Origin of the sequence: Bacillus sp. FSL K6-0993 (assembly GCF_037977205.1) — a bacterium.
GTDB classification, from domain to species: Bacteria; Bacillota; Bacilli; order Bacillales; family Bacillaceae; genus Bacillus; species Bacillus subtilis.
Window position 1 is genome coordinate 2,343,287 of record NZ_CP150275.1, and the last position, 23,707, is coordinate 2,366,993.

General features: G+C 44.9%; 29 protein-coding genes. 8 read left to right on the forward strand and 21 right to left on the reverse strand.

Going from position 1 to position 23,707, the window contains the following annotated elements; genetic code table 11:
* Positions 1-106 precede the first annotated feature (106 nt).
* From spoIIM to ansA, 6 genes are all read right to left on the reverse strand, one after another.
* Positions 107-751, reverse strand: coding sequence for a stage II sporulation protein M (gene spoIIM / locus MHH79_RS12115; RefSeq protein ID WP_004398593.1), 645 nt, complete (start codon positions 749-751; stop codon positions 107-109).
* 100 nt (positions 752-851) lie between these two features.
* Positions 852-1,067: a hypothetical protein gene (locus MHH79_RS12120; protein WP_340034515.1), complete on the reverse strand. Its 216-nt coding sequence runs from the start codon at positions 1,065-1,067 to the stop codon at positions 852-854.
* 99 nt (positions 1,068-1,166) lie between these two features.
* Complete coding sequence (locus MHH79_RS12125) at positions 1,167-2,486, reverse strand: malic enzyme-like NAD(P)-binding protein (protein ID WP_063335255.1); 1,320 nt, start codon at positions 2,484-2,486, stop codon at positions 1,167-1,169.
* A 17-nt stretch (positions 2,487-2,503) separates the two neighbouring features.
* Positions 2,504-3,910, reverse strand: a complete 1,407-nt coding sequence (gene mleN, locus MHH79_RS12130; protein WP_014480178.1) for a malate-H+/Na+-lactate antiporter MleN — start codon at positions 3,908-3,910, stop codon at positions 2,504-2,506.
* 140 nt (positions 3,911-4,050) lie between these two features.
* A complete protein-coding gene (aspA, locus tag MHH79_RS12135; protein WP_014480179.1) occupies positions 4,051-5,478 on the reverse strand; it encodes an aspartate ammonia-lyase in 1,428 nt (475 codons plus the stop codon).
* A 44-nt stretch (positions 5,479-5,522) separates the two neighbouring features.
* The gene (ansA, locus tag MHH79_RS12140) at positions 5,523-6,512 is read right to left on the reverse strand and encodes an asparaginase (protein WP_015384018.1); all 990 of its coding nucleotides are present in this window, start codon (positions 6,510-6,512) and stop codon (positions 5,523-5,525) included.
* Positions 6,513-6,693: 181 nt separating this feature from the next.
* Here ansA and ansR point away from each other — a divergent pair, with 181 nt between their 5' ends.
* Complete coding sequence (gene ansR, locus MHH79_RS12145) at positions 6,694-7,044, forward strand: HTH-type transcriptional regulator AnsR (RefSeq protein WP_004399024.1); 351 nt, start codon at positions 6,694-6,696, stop codon at positions 7,042-7,044.
* A gap of 8 nt (positions 7,045-7,052) precedes the next feature.
* Here the strand turns inward: ansR and MHH79_RS12150 are convergent, their stop codons facing one another.
* Positions 7,053-8,216 (reverse strand): TIGR00375 family protein, encoded by a 1,164-nt coding sequence (locus tag MHH79_RS12150; protein ID WP_340034518.1) that lies wholly within the window; start codon positions 8,214-8,216, stop codon positions 7,053-7,055.
* On the reverse strand, positions 8,213-8,770 hold the full coding sequence (gene nudF / locus MHH79_RS12155; protein WP_047182836.1) for an ADP-ribose pyrophosphatase: 558 nt from the start codon (positions 8,768-8,770) through the stop codon (positions 8,213-8,215). The genes MHH79_RS12150 and nudF overlap by 4 nt, the downstream gene beginning before the upstream one ends.
* Before the next feature lie 74 nt (positions 8,771-8,844).
* On the opposite strand from nudF, the gene mciZ reads away from it, so the two are divergent.
* Both mciZ and MHH79_RS12165 read left to right on the forward strand, forming a co-directional pair.
* Positions 8,845-8,967, forward strand: coding sequence for a Z-ring formation inhibitor MciZ (mciZ, locus tag MHH79_RS12160; protein WP_063335257.1), 123 nt, complete (start codon positions 8,845-8,847; stop codon positions 8,965-8,967).
* A 62-nt stretch (positions 8,968-9,029) separates the two neighbouring features.
* Complete coding sequence (locus tag MHH79_RS12165) at positions 9,030-9,950, forward strand: aldo/keto reductase (RefSeq protein WP_047182837.1); 921 nt, start codon at positions 9,030-9,032, stop codon at positions 9,948-9,950.
* A gap of 31 nt (positions 9,951-9,981) precedes the next feature.
* Here MHH79_RS12165 and MHH79_RS12170 read toward each other — a convergent pair whose 3' ends face one another.
* Entirely contained in the window at positions 9,982-10,206 is a 225-nt protein-coding gene (locus tag MHH79_RS12170; protein WP_063335258.1) for a YqkE family protein, read from the reverse strand.
* 159 nt (positions 10,207-10,365) lie between these two features.
* On the opposite strand from MHH79_RS12170, the gene MHH79_RS12175 reads away from it, so the two are divergent.
* Positions 10,366-11,283, forward strand: a complete 918-nt coding sequence (locus MHH79_RS12175) for an alpha/beta hydrolase (protein ID WP_063335259.1) — start codon at positions 10,366-10,368, stop codon at positions 11,281-11,283.
* Between the two features lie 39 nt (positions 11,284-11,322).
* Here MHH79_RS12175 and MHH79_RS12180 read toward each other — a convergent pair whose 3' ends face one another.
* The 7 genes from MHH79_RS12180 to MHH79_RS12210 form a co-directional block, all read right to left on the reverse strand.
* On the reverse strand, positions 11,323-11,562 hold the full coding sequence (locus MHH79_RS12180; protein ID WP_003230411.1) for a YqkC family protein: 240 nt from the start codon (positions 11,560-11,562) through the stop codon (positions 11,323-11,325).
* 12 nt (positions 11,563-11,574) lie between these two features.
* Positions 11,575-11,898, reverse strand: coding sequence for an iron-sulfur cluster biosynthesis family protein (locus MHH79_RS12185; RefSeq protein ID WP_063335260.1), 324 nt, complete (start codon positions 11,896-11,898; stop codon positions 11,575-11,577).
* Positions 11,895-12,926 carry a GNAT family N-acetyltransferase gene (locus tag MHH79_RS12190; RefSeq protein WP_047182839.1) on the reverse strand — a complete coding sequence of 344 codons (1,032 nt, stop codon included), beginning with the start codon at positions 12,924-12,926 and terminating at the stop codon, positions 11,895-11,897. The genes MHH79_RS12185 and MHH79_RS12190 overlap by 4 nt, the downstream gene beginning before the upstream one ends.
* Positions 12,923-13,264 (reverse strand): antibiotic biosynthesis monooxygenase, encoded by a 342-nt coding sequence (locus MHH79_RS12195; protein WP_063335261.1) that lies wholly within the window; start codon positions 13,262-13,264, stop codon positions 12,923-12,925. Before MHH79_RS12195 ends, MHH79_RS12190 begins: the two co-directional genes overlap by 4 nt.
* Before the next feature lie 9 nt (positions 13,265-13,273).
* Positions 13,274-13,744 carry a GNAT family N-acetyltransferase gene (locus MHH79_RS12200; protein ID WP_004398668.1) on the reverse strand — a complete coding sequence of 157 codons (471 nt, stop codon included), beginning with the start codon at positions 13,742-13,744 and terminating at the stop codon, positions 13,274-13,276.
* Between the two features lie 185 nt (positions 13,745-13,929).
* The gene (locus MHH79_RS12205) at positions 13,930-14,268 is read right to left on the reverse strand and encodes a YolD-like family protein (RefSeq protein WP_014477255.1); all 339 of its coding nucleotides are present in this window, start codon (positions 14,266-14,268) and stop codon (positions 13,930-13,932) included.
* Positions 14,265-15,503, reverse strand: coding sequence for a DNA polymerase IV (locus MHH79_RS12210; protein WP_080467306.1), 1,239 nt, complete (start codon positions 15,501-15,503; stop codon positions 14,265-14,267). Before MHH79_RS12210 ends, MHH79_RS12205 begins: the two co-directional genes overlap by 4 nt.
* A 165-nt stretch (positions 15,504-15,668) precedes the next feature.
* On the opposite strand from MHH79_RS12210, the gene MHH79_RS12215 reads away from it, so the two are divergent.
* The 3 genes from MHH79_RS12215 (at position 15,669) to MHH79_RS12225 (ending at position 17,852) form a co-directional block, all read left to right on the forward strand.
* On the forward strand, positions 15,669-15,875 hold the full coding sequence (locus MHH79_RS12215) for a YqzH family protein (protein ID WP_047182841.1): 207 nt from the start codon (positions 15,669-15,671) through the stop codon (positions 15,873-15,875).
* A gap of 535 nt (positions 15,876-16,410) precedes the next feature.
* The gene (locus MHH79_RS12220) at positions 16,411-17,664 is read left to right on the forward strand and encodes an MFS transporter (protein WP_063335264.1); all 1,254 of its coding nucleotides are present in this window, start codon (positions 16,411-16,413) and stop codon (positions 17,662-17,664) included.
* A 29-nt stretch (positions 17,665-17,693) separates the two neighbouring features.
* A complete protein-coding gene (locus tag MHH79_RS12225; protein ID WP_014477259.1) occupies positions 17,694-17,852 on the forward strand; it encodes a hypothetical protein in 159 nt (52 codons plus the stop codon).
* On the opposite strand, the gene MHH79_RS12230 is transcribed toward MHH79_RS12225, so the two are convergent.
* From MHH79_RS12230 to MHH79_RS12250, 5 genes are all read right to left on the reverse strand, one after another.
* Complete coding sequence (locus tag MHH79_RS12230; RefSeq protein ID WP_080344208.1) at positions 17,849-18,235, reverse strand: VOC family protein; 387 nt, start codon at positions 18,233-18,235, stop codon at positions 17,849-17,851. The two genes, MHH79_RS12225 and MHH79_RS12230, sit on opposite strands and share 4 nt — an antisense overlap.
* A gap of 4 nt (positions 18,236-18,239) precedes the next feature.
* Positions 18,240-19,199, reverse strand: coding sequence for a type I pantothenate kinase (gene coaA / locus MHH79_RS12235; RefSeq protein ID WP_003245966.1), 960 nt, complete (start codon positions 19,197-19,199; stop codon positions 18,240-18,242).
* 71 nt (positions 19,200-19,270) lie between these two features.
* Positions 19,271-20,617 (reverse strand): D-serine ammonia-lyase, encoded by a 1,347-nt coding sequence (dsdA, locus tag MHH79_RS12240; protein ID WP_251217690.1) that lies wholly within the window; start codon positions 20,615-20,617, stop codon positions 19,271-19,273.
* A 75-nt stretch (positions 20,618-20,692) separates the two neighbouring features.
* Complete coding sequence (locus MHH79_RS12245; protein ID WP_015483409.1) at positions 20,693-21,472, reverse strand: SDR family oxidoreductase; 780 nt, start codon at positions 21,470-21,472, stop codon at positions 20,693-20,695.
* Positions 21,473-21,477: 5 nt separating this feature from the next.
* Positions 21,478-22,437 (reverse strand): MBL fold metallo-hydrolase, encoded by a 960-nt coding sequence (locus MHH79_RS12250; protein ID WP_024572440.1) that lies wholly within the window; start codon positions 22,435-22,437, stop codon positions 21,478-21,480.
* Between the two features lie 403 nt (positions 22,438-22,840).
* Here MHH79_RS12250 and proC point away from each other — a divergent pair, with 403 nt between their 5' ends.
* On the forward strand, positions 22,841-23,677 hold the full coding sequence (gene proC, locus MHH79_RS12255) for a pyrroline-5-carboxylate reductase (protein ID WP_014477264.1): 837 nt from the start codon (positions 22,841-22,843) through the stop codon (positions 23,675-23,677).
* Positions 23,678-23,707: the final 30 nt, after the last annotated feature.

Sequence of the window (23,707 nt, forward strand, 5' to 3'; positions counted from 1 at the left end):
CCCTCCTACGCCGCATTCCATGACTCATTATAACAAAATACGCGCAGAGTTCCAACTATAATTATTATAAACTGATAAATAAAACGGTTTTCTTTTAATAATGATTTTAAAAAAGTCTAGATGTAAGCTTTTCCATTAAAACAGGAGATAAGTATGCTTCAAAGAGAGATGAGATCAGCGCTAAAAACAGAATGACCAGCAGCACAAAGGCATACCGCCCGAACCATTGAATTGGCGCGTCATGCAGGCTTCGTTTCACGAACAGCTGTCTGATTAACTTTAAAGAAAACGCAATTGCACATGTGCCCATAATGAGATAAGCCGGAATCAGCAGCACATTTTGCGGCAAAACGGAGACAAATGATAGGAAAAACCCGCTTACTCCCATCTGATTGACTAAAAACCCGACAGTAAAGCCGACGACGATCCCTTTCAGAAAGATCATAATGAAAATAATCGGCATCCCAATGACGGAAATTCCCAGTATCCACATCAGGCCTAAATACTTTGCATTATGAAAGATACTTTGCCCAAACATATCAGCTGAACTTGCCTGTTTTCCATCCGAAAGCTGTCCAAAAAATTGACTTAAGTAGTAGTATAAATCTTCTTTCTGGCTGATGGTCATACTGTTGACAATAATCGCGCCAAAGATGACACCCATGAAAAACAGCACTGACACAAATATATAAAGAGAGAGATGATCTTTGACATGCCTGAGAAACATGTCCTTATAAGAGATTTTTCGCATACCGTTTCCTCCCGCCCACTCTAGTGATTTGATTTAATAGATTGTATGAAAGAAACAGAAAAACATGCCCTTTTTCAAAAAGAAACGATAGAGACGAATGCTAGGCGGCTTTTTGGGGCAAAAAAAAATCCTTATCATCAACTGCTGTATGATCATAAGGATTCTTATGCTTCCGTTTATTCAAAATCTCTTTTTTGCTTTTTGTCATTCTTTCATGTGTGCTAAAAGATGGTGTGCTGCCTCTTGATAATAAGACGTCACGTCCGCCGTTTCTCAATCGATGCTCCCGCTTCTTTTTCGCTTGGCTTTTTGCCATGTGATCACTCCCTTTTTTATTTTCATAGTAATGATAACAAAATTGAGCAATGATAAGAAAAAAACAGCACCTGCTATGACAGGTGCTGTTTAGCTACATTTATTTCACTGCTGTAAGAGCTGCATGCTCGACAGCTGCTGCTACCGCATGATGGACTTTTGAATCAAGCGGCTGAGGGACCACATCACCTTGTTTTGTGCAAGCTGCGATAGCCTCTGCTGCTGCGACAAGCATATCATGATTAATTTCCCTGCTTTTTGCATTAAGCGCTCCTCTAAAAATTCCCGGAAAACCGAGTACATTATTGACAGAACGCCCGTCAGCTGCATATGCGGCGCCAGCCTGCAGTGCGGCCTCCGGCTCAATTTCCGGCTTCGGATTCGATAAAGCCAAAATCACTTGGCCAGAACGTACAAATGCCGGTTTTATTAAACCTGGAACGCCCGTTGTAGCAATGACAATATCACATGTTTCCATGAGCTCCTCAATACTGGAAACTGCCTGTCCGCCGTATTGTTCGAGACGGTTCATTGCTGACTCTGATTTGTCTGTTCCGTACACAGCATTCACACCATAAGCCATGAACATCCGGCAGATGGCCACGCCTGCTGCGCCAAGGCCGATTTGCCCCACTTTCGCTTCCTTCAGGTCAACCCCCGCACTCCTGCATGCCGAAATGGCAGCTGCCAGCGTCACTACAGCTGTACCATGCTGGTCATCGTGCATAACAGGAATGTTCAGCTCCTCTTTTAGGCGATCCTCGATTTCAAAACAATGCGGCGAACCGATATCCTCAAGAAGGATGCCGCTAAAGCCCGGAGAAATATGTTTTACTGTTTTGATGATTTCTTCAGGATCACTCGTATCAAGCAGTATCGGAATGCCGCTAATACCTGCCAGCTGATCAAACAAAGCAGCCTTTCCTTCCATGACAGGCATGCCAGCCACAGAGCCGATATTTCCAAGGCCTAAAATTGCGGTTCCATCTGTTACAATTGCAACAGAATTGCTGATCGTTGTATAAATAGAAGCTTTTTCAGGTTCTTTTTCGATCAGTCGGCACACGTCTGCAACACCTGGTGTATAGACACGTCCCAGCTCTGCCAGTGAACGGATCGGCATTTTGCTTTTCATTTGAATTTTTCCGCCTTCATGTGCGGACAGGACTTCATCAGATACGGTGTGAAGCCTGATCCCTTCTCCGAGTGCCTGTACAGCCGCGATCACTTCCTGAAGCTGTTCTTCATTCTCCACTTGAACGGTAATATTCCGCATTGTGTAATTGGGTCCGACTTTTACCGTCTCCACTTCACCAATATCTCCGCCCAGAAGGCCGATTGCCGCAGCCACCCTTCCAAGATTTCCGGGAACCGAAGGCGTTTCGATCATCAGTGTCCGAATCATGTGTTTCGCTATCATTCAGTGATCCTCCCCTATTAGCCTAGTTTTTCGGCTTTAACTGTATTGTTTTTCGTATACCATATAAATTTTCCTGTATAACCATAGATAATTGCAAGACCTATTGCTACAAAACTGAGCCACATAAACGGCAGATAAGAGAAGGTAGAAACACCTAAAATACCAGCCATGTAAATCCCATTATCAGACCAAGGAACCATCCCCGAAGTCAATGTTCCCCCGACCTCTGAGTTACGTGATAACACTCTTCTGTCCAGATGTAAGCGATCATAGCTGTCTTCCATAATTTTCGGAGTCAAAATAAGGGATACATACATCGCACAGCCGAAGATGTTTGCTAAAAACGCTACGATCAGCGTAGATAATGTGACATTGCCAGCTGAAGTTAATTTCTTTTCAAACGTTGAAACAATGACTTTTAACACGCCGAGTTTCTCAAGCAGACCGCCAAAACCAAGGCCAAAGATAATGACGACAAGAGAATCAAGCATACCGACAATTCCACCGCGGTTTAACAAGCCGTTCAAAAATTCAACATCAGTTTTAATAGAGAAGCCGTTGTACGCAGTTGCAATCGCATGGGCAATATCCATTCCTTGGAAAACGACAGCCCAGATTGCACCGAGTAAAGCGCCAATTACGATAACCGGCATAGATGGCTTTTTCATCGCCAATAAGACTATGACGACAACTGCCGGGATCAGCATCCAAATATGAATGTCAAACGTGTTTTGCAAAGATGATTTTAAGAATTCAACTTTATCAAGATCGATATTTTTCCCGCCGTACATAAATCCAACAACTGTAAAGAGTATAGCTGTAATGACATAAGCAGGTATTGATAAATAAAGCATTGCTCTCACGTGAGCCAATACATCGACTTTTGATAGTGAAGAAGCTAGAACTGTACTGTCAGACAGCGGAGACAGCTTGTCCCCGAAATAAGCACCTGAAAGAATAGCTCCCGCTACAAGAGGAAGCGGAATGCCTAAACCCTCTCCAATTGCGATCATGGCAATGCCGGCAGTTCCGACTGTTCCCCATGACGTTCCTGTTGCCACAGACATAATGGAACAAATAATTAACGTTGCCAGTAAAAAGATACTTGGGTGAATAAATTCCAGTCCGTAATAAATCAAAGTCGGCACAACGCCTCCGGCAATCCATGTTCCGATGAGCGCACCAACTGAAACGAGAATCAGTACGGCTTCAAGGCCATTTGATATCCCATGTACAATCGCATTTTGCAAATCTTTATAAGAATAACCGAGTCTTATACCTAAAAGCATTGCAATAAACCATGAAACAAAAAGCGCCAGCTGTATCGGCAAGTCGAGAAAGACTGTAAACGATAGAACAAGTGCTAAAAATACTCCTAGTACAATAATAATTTCAAATAGTGTTGGCAATCTTACATCCTTCAAAAGAAGTCCCCCTTCATGTAAAAGCTAAAACGCTTTCAATATATAGTGCAACACGTATACTATACTTCCTCATCCCTATGTTGTAAACAGCTTATTCATCCGACTATTCGGAGATGAATAAGCTGTATTTTGCACAAATTTTATTTTTCTAATAGTTCTTTCCCTGCGATACCTGGTTTGGTCATCTCATATGGGTTTAAAATAATATCCAATTCTTCTTCAGTCAGCACATCATGCTGCAGACAAAGATCCCGGACAGATTGCCCTGTCATAATTGCTTCCCTGGCAATTCTGGCTGCCGCTTCATACCCAAGATGCGGATTGACTGCAGTGATCACCCCAGCGCTTTTTTCTACATATTGCTTCAACCGCTTTTCATTGGCTTCGATGCCTTTTAAGCAATGATCAGTGAACGAACGGAAGCCGTTGTTCATGATGCTGATGGATTGAAGCAAATTAAAGACAAGCACGGGCTCCATGACGTTCAACTCAAGCTGGCCGGCTTCTGAAGCAAGGCAGATTGTATTGTCGTTTCCGATGACCTGGAACGCAATTTGGTTGATCAGCTCCGCCATAACCGGATTGACTTTCCCTGGCATAATAGATGAACCCGGCTGACGTGCAGGCAGAGAAATTTCCGCAAGTCCGGCGCGCGGTCCCGACGCCATTAAGCGCAGGTCGTTTGCGATCTTCGACATGTTCATCATGCAGACTTTTAATGAAGCTGATACCTCTGTATAGGCATCTGTATTTTGTGTCGCATCAACAAGATGATCAGCGCCGACAAGAGGAAGCCCGCTAATATCAGCAAGGTGCTTTACTACCTGTTTGATATATTCAGGATCAGCGTTCAGCCCTGTACCAACAGCAGTTGCGCCCATGTTGACTTCATACAGGTGCTGGCGCGATTGCTTGATTCGTTTGATATCACGCTCGAGAACACGGCTGTAAGCTTCGAATTCCTGGCCAAGACGGATCGGAACCGCATCTTGAAGGTGTGTCCGGCCCATTTTAATAACAGAGTCAAACTCCTGTGCTTTTTGCTTAAACACACTATGCATATCTTCCATTGTTTTCAGCAGTTTTTCTAAGAGCTTCAATGTGGAAATATGAATAGCAGTCGGGAACACATCGTTCGTAGACTGTGACATGTTCACATGTGTGTTTGGACTTAAATGGATATAATCTCCCTTTTTATGGCCCATGATTTCAAGCGCCCGGTTTCCGATAACCTCATTCGCGTTCATGTTCATAGAAGTTCCGGCACCGCCCTGAATCGGATCGACGATAAACTGATCGTGCCACTTGCCTTCCAGAATCTCGTCAGCGGCTTGTACGATAGCTTGGCCAATTCCTTCATACAGCCGTTTCACGTCCATGTTGGCAAGAGCCGCGGCTTTTTTTACAATCGCCAGTGCGTTAATCATTTCCTCATGGATTTTGTATCCTGTGATCGGGAAATTTTCAGAAGCACGGAGCGTCTGAATTCCGTAATAAACATCTGCTTCAATTTGTTTTTCCCCAAGGAAGTCTTTTTCCACGCGATATTCTTTTTGGCCGTTTAACATAATCTTTAACCTTCTTTCTCTTTGCTGGTTATCGTTTTTACATTTTACAGGACAACGTCATCAGCTATCGGCGTTTCCATAATTCTCTTGACGACAGGAAGATCCGAAGACTGACCTAGCGCCCACATCAATTTTGGCACAATTGCTTCTGTGTTCATATTTCTTGATCGGATAATTAAGTCTTGGTTGACTCTGCGGCCAACTTCGTAAATGCTCATGTCTTCGCCTTCTTCAAGACATTGGGTCGTAATGACGACGACAATGCCGCTTTCGATCAGCTCATTCACTTTTGACAAAATGTCCCTGCCTTCAAACGGCACCCCTCCGCTGCCATAACTCTCAATGACAATCCCTTTATACAAGCTTTTAAGAGCATCAAACATTTCGGGCTTTAAGCCTGGATGCAGCTTCAGCAGACATACATCTGTGCATAGTGAAGTGTCAACTGTGAAGGTGTCGTTCTCAGGTTCCGTTACTTGTTTGTTGTATTCTATCCCGTCTTCATTGATAAAAGCGATATATGGGTAATTGATGCTTTCAAATGCGTCGTAGCTTTTCGTTCTTAATTTGATCGCACGCGTTCCCTGAATGACTCTGCCGTCAAATACAACATAAACGCCGCCCACGCCTTCACAGGCAAATCGAATGGCATCTGTAATATTTTTTTTAGCATCGGTTTTTTGGAACGTGATCGGAATCTGCGAGCCGGTGATGACAATCGGCTTTTTGGCATGCTGCAGCATATACGATAGTGCGGCAGATGTATAGGCCATTGTATCTGTACCGTGAGTAATAACAAACCCGTCATAGGCATCATAATTTTCCTTAACGGCTTCCGCTATTTCCACCCAGTATTCAGGCTGCATATTGGTGCTGTCTATATTCATAAGCGACTGAGTTTCCATTGTGTAATCGTTATCAAGTTTTGATACGTAACTTAATAATTCATCAGCCTTGACTCCGGGAGCCAGCCCATTTTCCCCTTCAACTGAAGCAATCGTTCCCCCAGTTGTCAACATCAATAATTTTTTCATACCATGCACCTCTTCACTGTATCTAAAGATGGGTTGCGAGAAGGTATTCGCTTTTCGCATACTTTTAATGCAATTATAGACACGGAAAATAAAATACGCAAGACATTATTATTCAATTCGCGTACACTTCCTAATACCTATATGATATAATCAGCTCAAGGTGAAAAAGGAGCGGAAGTTCATGAATCTAGATCGTTTAACTGAATTGAGAAAAAAGAAAAATTGGTCGCTTCAATATACAGCTGACCTTCTCGGTATCGCAAAAAGCACATATGCCGGCTACGAGTCAGGCTACCGACGGCCTTCACTTGAAGCGCTTGCCATGCTGGCTGACCTCTTTGACACAACCTGCGATGAACTTTTAGGCCGCGAGAAACAAAAGCAGACTGCTCCTCAGGCCATAGAATTGGCCACGTGGAGCAGCCTTGACTTTACCATTTCTGTTGATGGCCAGCCGCTGAGTGAAGATGAAATCATCCAGCTGATTACCTTTATACGCACAAAAAGAAAAGTACAGGAGGAACTGAGTTAATCTTTAGCTCACGGTTTAATTTTACCGTAGGTTCCTCCTCCTCCGGCTTTCAATTCCAGTTTTCCGGATCTCGCTTTTACGATAAGCGCCGCGGTTTTCGGCGGGACAACGCGAGCCAAATCTTCTTCTGCAGCCTCGTGAAGAACAGCCATTTCTGTTCCGAAGGCTTTTTTTAGTTTGTCCAGCGTTTTCGGGCCTACACCCGGAACAAATTGCAGCGGGATCTGATGTACATATCGCGGACGCGGGACGCGAACTTCAAGCTGATCACTCAATTCATGCAATCTTTCGCTGACTCCCTTGGTAAATCTGGCATTTCCGCAATTCACGCACGCTGTTTCCCCGCTCACAGCAGGCTCTCCGCACGCTTCGCAAGCCGTCTGATAATATTTCCCCAATAACGGGTCCAAGCCGTAATTTGCGATAATTTCCCTGTCATCTTGTCCCTTTAATGCAAGAGCAAATTCAGTAAAATCAGCTGACTGCACATATAGTTCATTATATTCTCTGCCGATTTTCCCCAACGAATGCGCATCAGAATTTGTTAAAAAAGGATACGGATTCAATTCAGAAACGTGTGATGCCATGTCTGTATCACAGCTTAATCCAAGCTCCACCGCGTCTATCATAGATGGATCAAAAACCTCAGTTAAGCTTGATTTAACCCCTTTTCCATATAAGCTTTTATGCGGCGTAAAGATATGGGCGGGGATAAACAGGCCGCCCATTCCCTGCACTTTTTTTTGCAGGTTTAAGCCCGTTTCATAAATCCGCTGCGAGCTTAAATGAATATTTTTCAGCCGGGCTGACAGCCAGTTTGAAAACTGTTTCATATCAGCCAGCGTCGGCATAAATACGAGCACATGGATCGGTCCGCTGCAGGCTTCATCATAAATCTCCAGCTCGCTCCCCAATAAAAGAGTCGTGCTGCGATAACGGATTCCTCCCCCGTCAAGCTCGCGATATTTTCCAGATGCAATGCCTTCCTCAAGCTCTAGAATGACTTCCGGAGAATGACAGTCGATAATGCCGAGGAGTTCAATTCCTTTATGTTCACTGGCTTCAACCAAAATTCTGTCCAGCGTTAATGTTTTGGCGCCTGTTATTTTGACAGCCCTTCCTGTAAAGGTCCGGCCGATATGAATGTGCAAATCCGCGTAAATCTTTTTCATTTTTGTGCTTGGAGCGCTTCTTTCAGCTGAAGATACTGAATCGCGTAGGCTGTTTTAGCATCGTATACTTCACGCGATTCAACCAGCTTTAGCGCATCTTCAAGCGTCACCTCCATCACTTCAACAAACTCGTCCTCATCAAGCTCCCGTTTTTCTTCAAGCACAGAAAGCTCCTCAGCAAGAAAAACGTGAACGATTTCATCTGCAAATCCGGGTGATGTATAAAACGCAGTTATTTTTGTCAGTTTTTTTGCTGTATAACCGGTTTCCTCTTCAAGTTCCCGAAGTGCCGTATACTCCGGCTCCTCACCTTTTTCAAGCTTACCGGCCGGAATTTCAACGATCGTCCGCTCAAGCGGCTTACGGAATTGTTTGACCATGATGATTTTCCCTTCATCTGTAACGGCTAGTACCGCTACAGCTCCAGGGTGTTTCACAATTTCACGTTTACTGGCTCTGCCGTTTGGCAGCTCTACATCCTCGACATAAAGATCAATGACTTTACCCGAAAAGATCTGTTCTTTGGCAATTGTTTTTTCTTCTAATGATTTCATTTCTTCATCTCCCGTTCTGTCTCTATATGATGCCCCATACATTTTATCATACTAGAGCAAAAGGGGGCTTCTTCGTGAAAGTGCACCGCATGCCAAAAGGTGTTGTCCTAGTCGGAAAAGCATGGGAAATTCGGGCGAAGTTAAAAGAGTATGGACGCACATTTCAATATGTGAAAGATTGGATCTCAAATCCATAAAAGTTGAAACTTTAGCTCCTTTATATTACGGTCAATACAAAGCCTAAAAAAGGAGTGTGCACATGAGAAAGCGCAAATTGGGTACATCTGATTTAGACATTAGCGAAGTCGGACTCGGCTGTATGTCTCTTGGAACTGAAAAAAACAAAGCATTGTCCATTCTGGATGAAGCGATCGAGCTTGGCATCAACTATTTGGACACAGCGGATTTGTATGACCGAGGACGCAACGAAGAAATTGTCGGTGATGCGATCCAAAACAGACGCCAGGATATTATTCTGGCAACAAAAGCGGGAAACCGTTGGGATGACGGAAGCGAGGGCTGGTATTGGGACCCTTCAAAAGCTTACATAAAAGAGGCGGTAAAAAAGAGCCTTACACGGCTGAAAACAGATTATATCGACCTTTATCAGCTTCACGGCGGCACGATAGAGGACAACATTGATGAAACGATTGAAGCGTTTGAGGAATTAAAACAAGAAGGTGTCATCCGCTACTACGGCATTTCTTCCATCCGCCCGAATGTGATGAAAGAATATGTAAAAAAATCAAACATCGTCAGCATTATGATGCAATTCAGCCTGTTTGACAGACGCCCTGAGGAATGGCTCCCGCTTTTAGAAGAACATCAAATCAGCATAGTCGCCAGAGGTCCTGTTGCCAAAGGGCTCTTAACTGAAAAACCGCTTGATCAAGCTTCAGACAGCATGAAACAAAACGGGTACTTGTCCTATTCATTCGAGGAACTGACAAATGCCCGCAAGGCAATGGAGGAAGTGGCTCCCGATCTTTCCATGACAGAAAAGTCGCTGCAGTATCTGCTAGCACAGCCGGCTGTCGCCTCAGTGATTACAGGCGCCAGTAAGATTGAGCAGTTACGGGAAAATATTCAGGCAGCAAATGCACGGCGTTTAACCGAAGAGGAAATCAAAGCGCTCCAATCTCATACGAAACAAGACATTTACAAAGCTCATCGCTCATAGCAGAAAAACCAGCACCTGGACGGGTGCTGGTTTATTTATATTGATGCCAATCCATTTGGCTTTCATTTAGGAGTTCTCCAAAGCTCTTATTTTTTTCGATCTCTTTTTTCTTTCTGATCTGTTCTGCTTTTTCTCTTTCCTGCCTCTTTTCATCCTCTTCCTTCAATTGGCTCTTCATCTCCATAAGCTTTGCTTTGATATCGGATTGAAGGCCGTCTTTTAGCTGGTGCTTATCAGCGGATTTTTGTTTTTTCATGCAGACTTCCCCCATGTTTTGTTTTGAAGCCAGTTTATCACGGAGCATATACACTGAACAAGCAGACTCTCTTCTGATCACTTTCTCAGCGGAGCAGTGTTTAGGTATAATGATTTTAAACACGAATTACCTATATTTAGTTGAAAGGTGCTGTGACTTTTGAAGAAAATCCTTTTGGGCATTGGCGCTCTCGTAACAGCTGTCATCGCAATCGGAATTGTTTTTTCAAATATGATTCTATTCATCAAGAAAAAAACGGATGAAGACATTATCAAAAGAGAGACAAACGACGGACATGATGTGTTTGAATCATTTGAACAAATGGAGAAAACCGCTTTTGTGATACCCTCCGCTTACGGGTATGACATAAAAGGATACCATGTCGCACCGCATGACACACCTAACACTATCATCATCTGCCACGGGGTAACCATGAATGTGCTGAATTCTCTTAAGTATATGCATTTATTTCTTGATCTCGGCTGGAATGTGCTCATTTATGACCACCGCCGGCATGGCCAAAGCGGCGGAAAGACGACCAGCTACGGGTTTTACGAAAAGGATGATCTCAATAAGGTTGTCAGCTGGCTCAAAAACAAAACAAATCATCGCGGATTGATCGGAATTCACGGTGAGTCGATGGGAGCTGTGACCGCCCTGCTTTATGCTGGTGCACACTGCAGCGATGGCGCTGATTTTTATATTGCCGATTGTCCGTTCGCATGTTTTGATGAACAGCTTGCCTACCGGCTGAGAGCGGAATACAGGCTCCCGTCTTGGCCCCTGCTCCCTATCGCCGACTTCTTTTTGAAGCTGAGGGGCGGCTATCGCGCACGCGAAGTATCTCCGCTTGCTGTCATTGATAAAATCGAAAAGCCGGTCCTCTTTATTCACAGTAAGGATGATGACTACATTCCTGTTTCTTCAACCGAGCGGCTTTATGAAAAGAAACGCGGGCCGAAAGCGCTGTACATTGCCGAGAACGGGGAACACGCCATGTCATATACCAAAAATCGGGATACGTACCGAAAAACAGTGCAGGAGTTTTTAGACAACATGAATGATTCAACAGAATAAAAAAGCGAAAGGCCTCTTCGGCTCTTCCGCTTTTTTATGTTACAGAACGTCGGTAATGCCATCCATATTTTCTCTGATCCATTCAATCGCAAGATCTATCGTTGTAAACTCCTGCGTCTCGAAGGTCATTTCATCCTGCAATAGCCAGACATCTTTCTTGATGGACTCTGCTCCTCCAATTGACCAGTGAAGCAAGGTATAGGGATGGTTTTGATTCAGGAAGGATACCCACGTTTTATTTTGTGCTGTGTTCTTCATTGCCTTCAGCTTTTGTTCCACGTTTCGCGTCTCCTACTTTACTAATATGCTCATTCTGGGGCTGAGCATTTCAGCCGGGCTTTTCAGCGCCAATGTTTTGGCTTTTTCATTGTAATCGATCGTCATTTGATCGTCAAAAAACACTTTTTGCGACGATTGGATATACAGCGGAATGCCGTTCGTTTCCAGCTGCTCGCACTGTCCCGTTAATTCTTCTGCCAGCCAGATTGTCGGGACACCGCTTACCGCGCAGCCGCATCCTTCTGCATCGTAACGAAGCTGGGCTTTTTTCCCCGGGTTGACATCAAACGCCTGCTGCAGTGCCTGTTTTGCTGCATCTGTCACATGTATGTTCATAAGGTGAAACCCCCGTTTTCATCATTTTCGCTATTGTAGCATACAACACTGCCATTCGCATTGTTTCTGCCTTTTTTCCACCGCTTCGCATTTTCTTCTGCAGTCTTGATCCACTCATCTTTCCCTTGTATGTACTGATTGATGCTGTCAGGATGCTGGGCCGCCAGCCGTTTTTTGAGAACGGCGTATTCCTTCGCTATGTTTGGATGAGCTCTGAGATAATCTCTGAATAACAGATGCCTTTCAATAGCAGGGTTTCCCTGTTCGTACATATGGACATGATGAGTGCGTTTATTTCCGCCCTTTTGGAAATAACGCCTGCCCGCTATGCCGTTCTCACCTTTTGGTATATAGCCGTTAGCCTTCATTTGTTCATCAAATTGGCTCACGGCTTCAATGCTTCTGACTTCAATTAACATATCAATGATTGGCTTCGCTGCCATGTTCGGTATTGATGTGCTTCCGATGTGATGAACAGCGATAATCTCCGGCCCGAACACCAGCTTCAGCCGTTCTTTTTCTTCATCGAAACATTCTGCCCATTTTTCGTTGTAGAGAATGACCTCAACTTTTCTTTTCGGATACAAATGAAAGACCGACAGCAATAGACCCTGCGCTGCTTTGACGGTTTCTGCCTTTTGGAATCCGGCCTGTGTATAGAGTGACACGGCCGGGATATTGTTCTCGGCTGTGACTACTTCGATTTTCTCAGCGTCTTCATTATGATCAATGACAAATTGCAGAAGTGCTCGTCCAATTCCTTTTCTGAAACCGTCAGGATGCACAACAAGCCTGCAAATGGTGAGATGATGCATGTTTTTCTCATATGAAATGACACCGATCAGCTTGCCGTTTTCCCGATATCCCGCAAACCGTTCATGAGATGCTTGAATATCCTTCACCTTCTCTTGTAAAGCGGGAATACCGTCAAAACCGATAATCTCTGTTTCCTTTATGTAGGCGGGGATCTGTACGGCTAAAATCTCATGCGCTATAGCGTCTTCCTTATGCTGGAGAAATTCAATCATTCGTGTTCCTCCTGAAACAGCCGCTGTCTTTCGACTTTTGTGACGCGGACTGCATACGACTTGTACCAAACGCTTTTTCCTTTTTCTTTTGCCGCTTGATGTTCAATGTGATGCCTCCAATGGTTAATTGCGTCCATACTGTCCCAATAGGAAACTGTGATGCCCCTTCCATCCGCTTCACGTACGCTTTCCACGCCTAAAAATCCAGGCTGATCCGCCGCAAGCGATACCATCCGCTCCGCTGTTTCTCCATATCCTGTGTCATTTTCGCTTTTGACAGAAGAAAAAATGACTGCATAGTAAGGAGGCTCAGGTGTTTTTGATAAAAAATCCATCATATTTCCCCCTCATATGTTTTTGACAAACAGTACCCTGTCTTGGCCCGGGCCATCATAGTTTGCAAACACTGAGATGCCATTTACCGTCTTGGTGCCCTTTTCAATATCAAACCCCAATTTTGTGTGATATGCGATTGATACCTTATTCACAGGTGAAGTGACGCACTTTACCCGGGTGCAGCCTCTTTGTTTTACTGTTTCGATAAATACATCATACAATTGTTTCCCAATTTGCATTTTTCTGAAATCTGGATGCACACCGGAAAAATGAATGTACGCCGTTTCAGGATCCGATTGCGATTGAAATCCGATTAAAAATCCCGTCATGCTGTTATGTTCGGATGTAATAAAGCTTGTGTCCTGAAAATGCTCAAAAAATAGTCTAGGCAATTTTTCTTTCAGCTGTCTGCCGCCCCACCATTCATTCAGTACAGACGTTACCATTTCATAATCTGAAGACGTGATTGTTCGAATATCCATTACGATTTGATCTCCCTCCGTCTGGCAAAACGAATGTCAGCTCTTTTTCTCACAATATAAAAATTATATTTTGCCTGGCTGGAATTGTAAATGCCTTCTTTCCTTTATCATACGTTTCCAGACTGCCGAGGGAACAATGTTTGATCATTTTAAACCTATTTCTCCCCCAAGCAGGAGGAGAGACTTTACAGCACAATATCAAGCACTTGATCAAGTTTCAGCTTATAAAGCTGATCCTCGTCTCCTTTTATCCATACTGCTTTTTCAAACTCTTCATACCGGCAGATTTTCCCGGTGCAGCGGACAATCTCACCGTCCTGAAAGCAGCTGACAGTGATATCCTGAGCGAACTCCATCGCGGCGCAAAGCGTTTGATTCATCTCTTCCAGCTTATCGGGGTCAAGGATCGGCTTTTGCAGCTTCTGTTTAAGTCGCTTTCTCTCCAGCAGGCTTTGCTTATGTTCCGGCAGAAACATCCTGCTCCCTTCCCACAGCAGGTTGCCCCTTTTTAAATGGTCGTTCATTTATAATGCCCCCCTATTTTAGCCGCACGTTCAAATGCCTGGCCTGCCGCTGTCAGTGACGCCGCCCTGATGATTGCTGTGTCGCCGAATCGATTTTTAATGCCGTCCATCACATAGCCTAGGCTCATTTTCTTTGCATAATCCTGAAATAAATTGAGCTGCCATATGTCATCAGATGAGAGCTGAGACAGATTGACACCGAGACGGCGGACGGGTTTCCCGTCCCAAAATGTAAGAAACAGCCGGCGTACAGCCTCATATACATCCTGCGTAGAATTAGTCGGCTCTGCCAGCTTCACTTGCCGGTTGAAGCCCGTCGGCCAATCAAAATCAGCACCCCGGCAGTTCACTGACACTGTCTGTCCCATGACCCCGGCGTTTCGGCTTCGCCTGCACACTTCTTCACTCAGCTCAAGCAATACGACCTTGATTTCTTTGTCAAAGTGTTCGTAGTCTCTCGGGAGAGTCATTCCATGGCCTATCGCCTTTTGCCCGTCCAGAGACGAAGTTGACACAGGGGAATAGTCGATTCCGTTTGCCGTCATCCACAGCACGTGGCCGTTAATGCCCCATTTCTTTTTTAAAAGATCGAGCGGAAAAGCCGCGAGCCCGCCGATCGTGCTGATGCCCATTCGATTTAAATGATGCTTCATGCGGCTCCCGACACCAAACATGCTGCCCACCGGGAGCGGCCACATTTCGGTTTTCATATTTTCTTTCGTTAAGGTAAAAATACCGTTCTTATTCTTTTTGGCAAAATTGTCACACGCAATTTTGGCCAGCGCTTTGTTAGGGCCGATTCCGACCCGTGCATAAACGCCGATCTCCCGCATGATTCTGCCCTGAATGCTTTTCGCAATCTCCATCGGCGTCCCAAACAGCTTCTGGCTGCCTGTAATGTCCATGAACTGTTCATCGATAGAATACGGCTCCACAAGGTCTGTATACTCCTCGAGAATGGCCGTAATTTGCAGTGATACATCAATATACCGTTGCATACGCGGCCGGAGCACAACAGCCTCAGGACACTTTTCCTGCGCCTCCCACAGCCGTGAGGCATTCACCACCCCCTTTTGTTTCGCCAGCGGGCAGGCAGCCAATACGACTCCGCCCCTTTTTTCAGGGTCACCCGAAACAATGACGGGCCTATTTTTCAAATGTGGATTTTCCGCTTTCTCTACAGATGCATAAAACGATTGCATGTCAACGAGAAAAATCACTTTTTCTTTCATCATACACACCTCTAAAAAGAACTTATGTTCGTTTTTCATTATATGCGAAAGTATGTTCGTTTTATACTGGTAAATGATTCTTGTCTGACAGAAAATATGATCCAAGGGTTTGAGAGAAGAAAAACATTTAGTAGAATAAAAGCGAAGCATAAGGATAGGAGAGTCATGATGGAGAAATTTATCGAAAAAATGCTGGGACAGGCATTGCGTCAATACGGCAGAAACGTTGCTATAGATCCGTTAAGCCCGTATGAAAAACAAAGCCTGAAAGCGGCTCTACAAGAGAGACGGAATGAAGAACCGGATGAGGATTTGCATGCGCATATAGAAGATATCATTTATGACTATGTCACAAACCAAGGCCTGTTCTCTTAAACGCATGACTGTCAGTTCGTTCAGCCGCTGATGCGGCTTCCCTTTGAAAACACCGCCCGAAACAAATAAACAGTTTCAGGCTTACAGAAAAAAGCAGGATTTTCTCACGCTCCATAGATTCATATGGCCTGGCATAAAATTTCCCTCAATGTTCGCGCAAAACGGAATAAGCTGTCCATGATCACGCGTATACACTTTTTCGAAGAGATGTGCTCTCTTGTTCTGTCATGCGGTCCATCGGTTTTCAGCTTACATCTTGATCTCATAGCCGGTTTCACTGCCGATATGATCTACGTCCTGGCGGCTTAAACTAACACACTCTCACAGACCAATCGCTTTGCTTTTCATCGGACATCCCGTCATTTTCCTTCTTCAATTTCAAGATGTAAACTCCGTCAGCCACACGCATCCTCAACGCATAGTATATTGCCATCCATACAATCAGGCATACTACATGTCAAAAACGAAATATTTTGAATGATCTATTGGAGAAGGAAATTTTTTTATATATGATAGACAGGAGAGAATATAATTCATGAAGAAATGGAAAGATATCCACCCGATCAGCTGGACAATTATAATCGGAACCATTTTCGGCAGAATGGCAACATCGATGAGCATTCCTTTTTTAGCGATTTATTTGACAGCCGTCCAAGGCGCATCAGCTTCCTATGCAGGGCTGGTCATTGCCGCGAGCTCATCAGTCGGCATCCTCGCAAGCTTTTACGGCGGATATATCTCAGATAAATTCGGCAGAAAAAACATGATGCTTGTATCGATTTTCGGATGGATGCTGGTATTTGCAGGCTTTGCGGCGGCATCTCATCTCTGGGTGTTTTTTGTAGTTAACGCATTAAACGGTCTTTGCAAATCACTGTTTGAGCCCGCTTCAAAGGCCTTGCTGTCTGATATGACAGAAGAAAAAACGAGACTGCTAGTTTTTAATTTACGCTATGCAGCTATTAATATCGGCGTTGTCTTCGGACCTGTGCTTGGCCTATATTTCGGCTCATCGCAATCGACTACGCCCTTTTTGGTGCCTGCAGTCATTTACGGACTATACGGAATTGTGCTTGCCCTCCAATTTAAAAAACATCCATCCTTATCAGCACCAGCCCAGTCCCGAAATATGAGCGTGCGGGAAGCGTTTATGGTCACGCAAAAGGATTATCTTTTTACCATTGCTTTGGTCGGCATTACGCTATGCACCTTCGGCTACTCACAATTCAGTTCCACATTCCCTCAGTATATGGCACAGAACCCCTTGATCAGCAATGGAACGAAGCTGTATGGGCTGATGCTGACATTAAACGCAATCGTTGTGTTGGCGACGCAATTTCCCATTGTCCATTTTGCAAAACGGTTTTCGCCGCTTTGTTCTCTGATGCTCGGTAATGTGATGGTTAGTATCAGCATGGCCATTTTCACCGTATCGCACGGTGTTCCATCAATTGTGATGATTGTCATTACATTCACAATCGGCGAAGTTCTTTTATTCTCTATGATGGATTTGTATGTAGACCAGATTGCAAAACCAGGATTAAAAGGCACTTATTTCGGGGCAATCGGTTTTTCACAGCTCGGAAACGTCATCGGCCCTTGGGTCGGGGGGATATGTATAGACCTGTTTGGCGCTGGCCGGCCGATTTATATTTTTTCTGTCCTGAGCGGCATTACCCTGCTCGGCCTGCCATTTTTAGCGTTCGCCTATCGGCAAATGAAAACAGAGACCACAAAACACCGTTCCCATCTGGAAAAGCCGCTTTACATAAAAAACGGAAGAGAATGAATCTCTCCCGCAAACATGAGGTGAAGAACATGAATATAGGTGATGTAATGTTTCAGCTGTTTGTATTTATTATATTTGCCGCTGTCATCTTTGCGGCTGTTACAGGCTTCAAGTATGCGAAAAACCGAAAGGCGCAGCTGGATCGCATTGAGAAAAAGCTGAACAGCCTGTCCGAAGATCACGATTAACAGCTTGGGGCAACGAGCTCTACCTTAATCCGGTCCGGATCCTCACAAAAGACTGCATAATGCCCGTCTCCTCCGGCAAAAGGATGCCTGTCTCGGTACAACACACGATAACCTTTTGCCGTCAATTTTTCGGTCATCTGATCGACTTGAAGCTTGGATTCAGCATGAAATGCGAGATGGTTCAGACCGACTCGGCATCTATGGTATTCCGGCTCTAGAAATGGCTCTTTCGCCTGCACAATCACTAGGTAAAAACGCTCTTTCTTCCAGCTGATGCCTGAGCTCCATTTTTGGTACTCTTTATAGCCAAGTTCTTTTAAGAACCAGCCCCAAAACCGCCTAGACGCCTCCAAATCAGAGACATACAGTTCGATATGATGCAAAATTTCATACCCTCCTTACCAGCACTTCCTCGACCTTATGCCCGTCTCCCTTACGCAAAATGAGATCTGACCTGAATTTAGTCGGCAAAATATTTTCATATAAATTCGGCCGGTTGACACTCTCCCAAATCGAGGCTGCCATCTCGTCAGCCTCCTGATCGGACAAGTCTTTAAATTTATGAAAATATGAATCAGGATTTTGAAAAGCAGTTTCCCGAAGCAGGCGAAAACGCTCTAAATACCAAGTGAAAATCCGGCTTTCCTCCGCATCCACATAAATCGAAAAATCAAAGAAATCGGAAACAAAAATACGCGGGTTTTCCCGGTCATCCTCCAAGGTGGGCGACTGAAGGACATTAATACCTTCAATAATCACAATATCCGCCTGTTCTACAACCTCGAACACACCTTCCTCGCGGTCATAGGTTAGATGGGAATACACCGGGGCCTTTACGCTGTCCTTTCCTGATTTTAAGTCATTCAAAAATTCGAGCAGCGCCTTTACATCATAGCTTTCAGGAAACCCTTTTCTAGACATCATATTTTTCTTTTTCAGCTCGGCAGTAGGAAATAAAAAACCATCTGTCGTGATAAGGCTCACTTTTGGACGGTCAGGCAAACGCGAAAGCAGCTTCTGCAAGATCCGCGCCGTCGTGCTTTTTCCGACTGCGACACTGCCGGCAATGCCGATAATAAACGGAATTTTGGCTGAATGTGGGTGCTTCAAAAAAACATTGACATGCTTATTGCGTTCAGCCGCAGACTTGACATGTAAATGAAGCAAGCGAACAAGCGGAATATAGATCGTCTCCACTTCTTCAACAGATAGATAATCATTCAATCCTTCCACAGCTTTTGCCTCTTCTTCAGATACAGCAATCGACAAATGCCCCCCAAAACCAGACCAAGACTCCCGATTGTGCTGTGTATATAAAGTATGTAAGTTAAGTTCTTTATTTTTCACTGTTTACACCTGACTCTCTGTAGGTTAAAACCCTTACAAAGATTGTAACGGAAAACCTTTTCACTGTCTGCTTATTTTTCATTTCGTTTTTTTAGCAAATCAGCACCAATTCGGTTATACGCAGCCATTTCATCTTTTGGCACCATGCTTCCTCCCGTTCCCCAGACGACATGTACGGCATGTTCCATCTTATATTTCTGACCATAGCGCCTTCCCTCTTCTGTCGAAAAAAGCTGAACCGGCCCGAACATGCCGGCAAGAGCAGAGGGCTCTAAATATTTATTTTCAGATACAGCCAGCATATGAAGCAAAGTATAAAGCGTATTGTCCTCTACCGTATAACAGCCGCTCAGAAGCGGTTCAATCAGCTTGCCGACAAATCCTGACGGCCTCCCTACGGCAAGTCCGTCAGCAGCAGTCTGATTATCCAGGCCGATATCCTGGACGGAGATCTTCTCGTGAAGTCCTGAATAAAGCCCTAACAGCATACAAGGTGAATGAGTTGGTTCTGCGAAAAACACATGAACATCATCTCCGTATAGAAGCTTCAGCCCAAATGCTACACCGCCCGGTCCTCCGCCGACGCCGCACGGCAGATACACAAACAAGGGCGTCTCAAGACTTGGCTTTATATTCATACAGTCAAGCTGTGTTTTTAATCGGCTTGCAGCCACAGCATATCCTAAGAACAGCTGACGAGAATGTTCATCATCAATAAAATAACAGAATGGTTCTTGTTCCGCCTGCCGTCTCCCTTCGTTCACCGCTTCGCTGTAATCTGTTTCGTACTCCATAACAGTGACTCTCTTTTGGCGGAGGAGATCCTTTTTCCACTGCTTAGCATCGGCGGACATATGCACTGTCACGCGAAACCCGAGTGCCGCGCCGATGATGCCGATGCTTAAACCTAGATTTCCTGTCGAACCGACAGCAATCGAATAGCGGGAGAAAAACCCGGTAAACCGCTCTTCCTGTAAGATGCGGTAATCATCGGTTTCCCGAAGCATTCCTTCTTGAAGCGCGAGATTTTCAGCATGCTTTAACACTTCATAAATCCCGCCCCTCGCTTTAATCGATCCTGAAATCGGAAGCTCATGGTCGCACTTTAAAAGCCATCTTCCCGGAAATGGCTGCTGATATGCCGCTTCCAGCTTTTCCTTCATATGCTGAACCTCAAAAAGCGGAGACTCGATGATTCCTTTAGCGCCTTTCGTCTCAGGAAACACCTCGGCAATGTAAGGTGCAAACCGCCGCATTCTTTTTTCCGCTTCCGCTATCTCGGTTGCCCACTCATCTGCACGGGGTAATGGCCCCTCTTTCTTGCCTGAATTTGCCCAGAATACAGGCTCTGCATCAATCAGTTTCTGAATAAACGGATCTTTAAGCAGAGCTTGAAGGACTTCTGAATGAACTGACATTCAACAATCTCTCCCTTCCACTATCAAAAACTGCCTCGTAAGAAACAAGCCACTCCACCACAGGCAGTTCCATCATTATTTTTTCATGAGCGCGCGTCCTGCCAGCTTTTCTACAAGAGCTGGAAACAGCTGATACAGCTTAGTGCCGGCATTCATTAAACGCGGAAGATTGATCTCCCGCTTTTTCGTAAAAATTGCTGCTGTAATTTGAGCTGCCACGTCATCAGGATCAAGCATCCAGCGGCCGACATTTTTGGCGTAGTCCCCGCCTTTATCAGCAATGGAAAAAAAGTCCGTCTGAATCGGTCCCGGATTGACTGTTGTCACATAAATGCCGGTTCCCGAAAGCTCCATCCGCAAAGCGTTTGAGTAACCTAACACGGCATGTTTGGTCGCGGAATACAGGCTCGACTTCGGTGTTGCGATTTTCCCCGCTTGAGAGGCGATATTGATGATATGGCCCTTTTTTTGCTCAAGCATTTGCGGAAGCACCGCTTTTGTACAGGCGATCAGGCCGAAGACATTCACATCAAACATCGCTTTCATGTCATCCAATGTAGAGTCTAAAACCGTTTCAAATATACCGAAGCCCGCATTGTTAATCAGTACATCAACCGAGCCGATCTGATCGCGGACCCGGGCGATATCCTCTAGGCGGCCGACATCCAGAGGAAAAATCTCACATTGTCCGCTCCATTCCTCGGTTATTTTCCTTTTGATTTCTATCAAACGATCCTCGCGTCTAGCCGACAGCAGGACATGGGCTCCTTCAGCCGCGCATAAATATGCGATTCTTTCACCAAGCCCTCCTGAAGCGCCGGTTATCCAAATCCTTTTTCCCGCTATATGTTTCACCCATTTCACCTCTTCATTGTTTTAAAGTATGCGGTATTTCCTTCCCAATATGACGTGATGGCTTCTTCAGCCTCCAACACATCAAGGTGACCTGCCGTTTCTGACATCGTTAAAAACAATTCCTTTTCATATACAGCAGGAAAAAGCTGCTGACAGACCTGAAAAGCGGTCATCGGCTTTTCATCCAGCATGCGACGCACATCCTCCGTCCTGTTCCTCTGCTTGTCAAAACGCTTCTCAATCAGCGCTTGTACACTGGTGATAGGCTCGCCGTGACCAGGAAATACGATTGTTGGATCAAGTTGAGACAGCCTTCGCAATGACCGCTGATAATCCACTAAAGGCTTTGACCTGACGTCTCCCGCTTTCGGCGCTTCCAAAATCGGATTAGACGAGCTGTTGGCCAGCAGTAGATCGCCGCCAAGCATCCTTCCGCTTTTTTCATGGAACAGAACGATATGCGATTCAGCATGTCCAGGCATCTCCAACACAGACCAACCCTCAAGCCCATCTATGCCCATACCTTCTCTGATTGATTTTGTCAGAGATCTCGTACAGGAAAATGCGTACGCTGATCGAATCAGCTTTTCCGCCTTCCCCGTATCAAATGGAACGCCTAATTCAGGCAGCAGCTTTTGAAAAAAACGTTTTTGCCAATCCATAAAGGCTTGATTTCGGCTGATATAAGGTTCGTTGAATGCATGCCCAATCACTTCGATTTCATCTGAAAAGACATCAAGCAAGCCTGCATGATCAGCATGATGGTGAGTCAGTACAACCTGCTCGATATCTGACAATTTCACATTTACAGCGGCAAGCTGCTCTTGTAAGGCTCTGGCAGCCTCTTTTGTATTCGGCCCTGCATCAATAAGTGTCAGTGCATCACCTTTTACGAGGTAAACGATAACATCGCCAACAGCAAACGGCGTCGGGACGCGGATCGCAATTACATCTTCAGTTGTCATCCTTTCGCTCCTTGTCTTCATTCATTATTCATATTTTAGCTTTTTCTCGGTCTTGTGTCATTATTGCAGAATGAGAACAAACCTTTTTGAAAAAGCTATTGACATTAGCTTATCCGCCATTGCATAATGAACAACAAACTAAAACGAGAACCATTGGAACGCTATGACGAGGAATAGTATACAAGGCAATGGCCTAAGAGAGCGATACCCCCGGCTGAAAGGTGTTGCGGCCCGCTTGTTTGTAGAACCTGCCCTCAAGTCGCGGTTAGGAAAACCTAAACGTTTCCCGCGTTACGGGATTTGAGCTGAGCACAATTTGTGCTAATGAGGGTGGTACCGCGAACCTTTTCGTCCTTTACGTGATGAAAAGGTTTTTTGTTGTTCTGATAGAAGGAGGATATCAATGAAAAAGATAGGATTTGTCGGCGCCGGGTCAATGGCAGAAGCAATGATCAACGGCATTTTGCAAAGCGGCATCACAAAACCAGAACATATCTATATTACAAATCGCTCAAATGACGAGCGTCTGATTGAATTAAAGGAAACGTACGGCGTGCGTCCATGCAGAGATAAAAATGAGTTTTTCACTCACACCGATATCATTATCCTCGCTTTCAAACCGAAAGACGCAGCGGAAAGCATCGACAGCATCCGGCCGTATATCAAGGACCAGCTTGTAATTTCAGTACTTGCAGGCCTTACCATCGAAACCATTCAGCATTATTTTGGCAGAAAGCTCGCGGTCATTCGCGTCATGCCTAATACATCAGCGGCAATCAGAAAATCAGCAACCGGATTTTCCGTAAGCACGGAAGCAAGCAAGAATGATATTATTGCCGCAAAAGCTCTATTGGAAACAATCGGTGATGCAACACTGGTTGAGGAGCGGCATCTTGACGCTGTCACTGCAATCGCAGGCAGCGGCCCGGCCTATGTGTATCGTTATATTGAGGCGATGGAAAAAGCGGCACAAAAAGTAGGATTAGATAAAGAAACGGCAAAAGCACTCATTTTGCAGACAATGGCAGGGGCAACAGATATGCTCCTTCAAAGCGGCAAACAGCCGGAAAAGCTGCGTAAAGAAATCACCAGTCCTGGGGGCACTACAGAGGCAGGTCTTCGCGCTTTACAGGACTCCCGCTTTGAAGAAGCAATTATTCACTGTATTGAAGAAACAGCTAAACGGAGCGCAGAAATCAAAGAACAGTTTGCCGGTGCCGCCTTAGAGAGACATTCTTAGATGTAAGACAGAAACAGAAGGCACAGTGCC